This is a genomic window from Sinorhizobium glycinis (assembly GCF_001651865.1).
In the GTDB taxonomy this organism is placed as follows: domain Bacteria; phylum Pseudomonadota; class Alphaproteobacteria; order Rhizobiales; family Rhizobiaceae; genus Sinorhizobium; species Sinorhizobium glycinis.
Window position 1 is genome coordinate 1 of sequence record NZ_LPUX01000048.1, and the last position, 4,691, is coordinate 4,691.

The following is a 4,691-nucleotide window of genomic DNA, read 5'->3' on the forward strand; positions in this document are numbered from 1 at the left end:
TCGTCGACCAGCCGTGGAAGATCATGTCCATCGGACTCCGCGAATGGGCGCATCGGTCATGATCACCGCTCGTTGGTATAAGCCGGTATGTTGATCCCGGCTTAGGAGTCGGCGGAAGAGGTTCGCCGCGGGTAACGGTTCTTTACGGGCCCTTGCCGCCGCGCGGACCTGTGATTTCATACTGGCCAGATCTGGGAGCAATCTGGCCAGGCTTAAAGGTTGGCGTCTTCGCCATCGTTTTAGTCTCCCTGGTCTTGCCAAAGAAGCCCCTGGGACCTATGACGGCGTTGTCTAGACTACCGCTGCAGCATCACTGTTCGTCTACGGAGACCAGTATAACCGCAGCCCAAACAAACAAAGGCACGCCCGAATCACTCGGCGCGTGCCTTTTTATTGCGCAACTGCCCCATTCTTAGCAAGTTCAATTAAGAGTTTTACCCCCAAGCTTTCACCTGAAAAATGCGAAGGAAGTATATTTCGAGTATACCATATGCTGATATCTTTATATGAGTATACGGATCTAAAGAAGAGATGCCTGATTGCTAAATCGCGTGAGTCTGACGCCACATGTAGTAGGTGAGATCGGTACAACCCGGCATATTCGGCCAACAGCAACGCACACGGCTGAACGCACGGCTTTGTTGAGGCGCTTATAGGTGGCCCCGTCCGCGTCGTTGCGTCGTTGCTCTATCGGGATGATGAGACTGCCGATCTCACCTGCCAATCAGCAGACCGGCGGTTAGCATCGAGATAAGTGCCGGCGCTTGGCACACATTTCCGCCCGATCCAGCGCGCGTGTTACACAGCTACTGGTAGAGTGCTTCTATGAGCGGTTAATCTGAGGACGAGCGAAATAGTCGCCTGCTACCAACGACGCTCAACCCACCAGTTGTCTCGAAGAGTAAGGGGGTCAAGTTGCGGGACGCGATGGGTTGCGACATGCGGAACGAGATATTAAACTCCGAGTATGTGAAAACTAGCGCGGTCGGAGCAATTCGGTGTGACCGAGGTACGAATTGCCAGGCTCTTTTCCGATCTCAGATCCGGCACCTCGAAACTGCTCATATAGGTCGGCCTTCATCGACCCATGTGCGCATGGCTTCGACCATTTGAACCGTTGGATAAGCTTTGATGTCGTCCTCTGACGCGCCCGTGGCGAGTTCACGCTCCCAGTACCATTCCTGAAACGCGGTGTAATGCCCCAAAATACGAGCGGGGCCGACGGGCTCAGCGCCCGCCTGTCTCACGACCAATTGCGAACATGACGAACTGCTGTGATGTGATCTCCGTCATGGGCGTGAATATCCCAACCGGATATATCAGATAGGCTCTTCTGGTAATCGTAACGCGCCTGCTCAAGGATCAAAATCGCCTTCCGGGAGGACTGGCCATTTCCGAATCGGTGTGCCCCGTGGTCTATGCCAAGCTCAAAAGGCATGTTCAGCCGGGCATATTCGTCTGCTGCAGCCGACTTGCATCGGCTCAAATCATGAATCCCGAATCTAGATCCGCGGATCAGTTCGATAATCCGATCCAATCGATTCGCGGCGTTGTCCGCATTCTCAGGAGCGAGCCGAGGAAAGAACCCTAGTGGTGAAAATCCAACGCTTGGTACCCGAGGCGAATACAACTCACGCCCCCTTTTCTACCCTTCCCGCCGAAGAGTCCGAAGGGGAAGTCGTGACCCATCCAGTCATTCGTTCGACCAGTCACTCAGCCTCTGGAATCCGCCTGCAAATATGTTCCCGTTACGAACTCGTGCGGTCAGCGCCGAGCTTTCAATCCAGGCCTGGATTTCGGTTGTCAGCGGGCCGAGAAAGATGACTTCCGCCAATGTCGCCGCCGCATGCAACGCGGTCATTTCGGGCCAGCTCATGGCGATGTCGTGGTGCCCGATCCAAGCGTCAGGATTTTTGTAGTCGATGACGCCGCGCGCTGTCCTCTCCGATGCGTTCACGAAGAACCTGTAGGACAGGACTCCCGGATGACCTTCGGCTTCGACCCGCCTTGCCAGCGCGCCTACCGCAATCTCGAAGTCTTCCGGCGTCTTCTTCAGCTCGTATAGATTCAGGACGGTGAGGCGGTTGTCGATCATGATTGAACCTCGGTCCGAAACAGCATCTCTTTGCATAACCCGCCCCAGCACTCCCCAGGTCGGCACGGGACCAATGTAGCAGGCACCCCATACCATCGACAGGCCGTTTCCTCGCAGTCATCGAAGTCAGCATAGTACGCTGGTTGCTCGTTCTAATGGCGAACGCGAACGGAAAATCCTACCCAGAGCGGTCTTCCACGACGGGTATCAACCGTCAGGTTTTCACCACTAGGTCCGTGACGCAGAATGCAATAGCTTGCAGCAACGGGGCGAAGTCTTCATCGAAAGGACAGTTGATGAAGACAGACCGCTCAAACGAAGGCGGCTCACTCATCCTTTGGGCGGAATCGGATCGTTGCAATACGAGTTGCGCTCGCGAATACGCCCATCTCGACCATGAATATAGAGTTCAGTCTTCTGCGCAATCTTAGTGGCGGCGGCAATCGCTTCAGCCTGGGTTTGGTGAGTGCTTGTAGCTCGCGCAGAACCCGCCTTCTTAACGCTCCAACCATCCGCGCTTGGAACGACGTGCTGCCCCTTCTTCGACATGCTCAAGGTACCTCCTGAACGAGATATAATCGCTTTTCGGGTATTCCGCTAGCTTGCAAACGCTGGCTTGGTGCGGACACTGAGATCCAAAGGTCGGCTGCAGACAGAAGCGCTGTTGCGACGCATTTAAACCGATGCTCGCGTCCATCTAATGCATGTGAGTCACAGAGCTCTTTTGCAACGTTGAGATGTGTTTCGGCATGCAAATTTGGCTCTGACTCACTTTTGATGAAATCAAGTGCTGGCTGATGTTGGTTTCACATAAGGAATCAGCACCATGGGTTATTCGCTGCGACCGTCGACGCTCCTCGCGGCTTTGTAGTCGACAATACAGCCGTTGATGACGAGGTTATGTTGATCGCGGTTCGGCCGGCGAGTAGAACAAGCNTTCGCTGCGACCGTCGACGCTCGTTCCTCGCGGCTTTGTAGTCGACAATACAGCCGTTGATGACGAGGTTATGTTGATCGCGGTTCGGCCGGCGAGTAGAACAAGCCTTTGCCCGATCTGCGGAACAAGGTCGGAGCGAATCCACAGTCGATATCAACGACGNCCTTTGCCCGATCTGCGGAACAAGGTCGGAGCGAATCCACAGTCGATATCAACGACGCTTGGCTGACCTGCCCTTGGTGGGAAAGCCCGTTCGGCTTGTCATTGAAGCGCGACGGTTCCACTGCGACGCAGTGTTGTGCGGCCGGCGAATCTTCGCCGAGCGCTTCGACGGGGACGTTCTCGCGCCTTCAGCGCGGCGAACTGCGAGGCTCGACCACATCGTCCATCATCTCGGGCTTGCACTGGGTGGCAGGCCAGCGGCCGCCTTTGCCAAGCGGCTGATGTTGCCGGTAAGCAATGATACGCTGCTGCGCGTCGTGCGGCGGCGCGGCAGTCCGCGCTTTGTCCCGCCGATCGTGATCGGGATCGATGATTGGGCGTGGCGACGTAACCAACGCTATGGGACCATCATTTGCGATCTGGAACGGCGCAAAACCATTGCTCTCCTGCCAGATCGGGAGCCGTCGACGGCCCAGGCTTGGCTCTCGGACCAACCTCAGATCAGCATCGTCGCCCGCGACCGCGGCGGTGGTTACGCGACGGCTGCAGCCAAGGCATTGCCACAGGCGACCCAGGTCGCTGACCGCTGGCACTTGATGGAGAATGCCAGCCGGGCATTCGTCGATGCGGTGCGCAAATCCATGCGCCAGATCCGAACCGCGATCGGAGCCGCCACGATCAATCCCGAGCTGCTGACTGCCGCCGAGCGCATCCAGTACGAGGGATATCTTCGCCGCGAAGACACCAACGCCGCCATTCTCGACCTGGCCAAGTCGGGAGCCGCAATCAAGGAGATTATGCGCCGGACCGGATACAGTCGCGGCCTGGTCCGACGCGTGCTGCGTGGTCAACGTTCGGATGTCTTCCGCGTCCGCGAGAACTCGCTCGAACTCTATCTGCCATGGCTTGACGCTCAGTGGTCGGCCGGACACCGGAATGGAACGGAGCTATGGCGGCAACTCAAGAGCCAAGGGTTCCGTGGCTGCCTTCGAGTTGTCACCGAGTGGGCCACACGCCGTCGAAAAGCAGAAAAGGTCGATGACGGTGCCTTGAGCCGAGCGCCCTCGGCCAGGACCATTGCGCGTCTTATGACCATCGGTCGCGACGACCTCTCCAAATCTGAGACCGTGACGGTCGCGGCGATAGAGAGCGGTGTACCGTTGCTCGTCGAGGCGCGGGAAGCCATCGCCGCCTTCCAGGCGATGATCCGCAAGAAATCCCTCGCTGATCTCGATCCATGGTTGGAGAAAACCCGAACGGGTTTAGTAGCCTCCTTCGCCAACGGCATCGTCAAAGACCGCGCAGCCGTCAGCGCCGCGCTAACTTCGCCGTGGTCGAACGGCCAGACGGAGGGGCAAATCACCAAGCTCAAGCTCGTGAAGCGTCAGATGTATGGTCGCGGAAAGATTGACCTCCTCCAAGCCCGCGTCATTGGCGCGGGATAAAATCCGTCACCACCAAAACTGCGTCAGAGCCAATTTTGCACGCCGATTGACA

General features: G+C 57.1%; 2 protein-coding genes and 2 pseudogenes. 2 read left to right on the forward strand and 2 right to left on the reverse strand.

Going from position 1 to position 4,691, the window contains the following annotated elements; genetic code table 11:
- Positions 1–1,693: 1,693 nt before the first annotated feature.
- Together AU381_RS30060 and AU381_RS28135 are read right to left on the reverse strand one after the other, a co-directional pair.
- The gene (locus tag AU381_RS30060) at positions 1,694–2,095 is read right to left on the reverse strand and encodes a hypothetical protein (RefSeq protein WP_041415760.1); all 402 of its coding nucleotides are present in this window, start codon (positions 2,093–2,095) and stop codon (positions 1,694–1,696) included.
- Between the two features lie 330 nt (positions 2,096–2,425).
- Positions 2,426–2,644, reverse strand: coding sequence for a DUF2188 domain-containing protein (locus tag AU381_RS28135; RefSeq protein ID WP_082909607.1), 219 nt, complete (start codon positions 2,642–2,644; stop codon positions 2,426–2,428).
- 392 nt (positions 2,645–3,036) lie between these two features.
- Between AU381_RS28135 and AU381_RS31185 the strand changes: the two are divergent.
- Positions 3,037–3,194, forward strand: a pseudogene (locus tag AU381_RS31185) (ISL3 family transposase); the annotation flags it as partial.
- Position 3,195: 1 nt separating this feature from the next.
- A pseudogene (locus tag AU381_RS02375) lies at positions 3,196–4,639 on the forward strand (ISL3 family transposase); the annotation flags it as partial.
- Positions 4,640–4,691: the final 52 nt, after the last annotated feature.

Excerpts from the sequence above, each read along its gene's own strand:
- AU381_RS30060 (WP_041415760.1), bottom strand. The coding sequence starts at position 2,095 with ATGATCGACAACCGCCTCACCGTCCTGAATCTATACGAGCTGAAGAAG.
- AU381_RS28135 (WP_082909607.1), bottom strand. The coding sequence starts at position 2,644 with ATGTCGAAGAAGGGGCAGCACGTCGTTCCAAGCGCGGATGGTTGGAGC.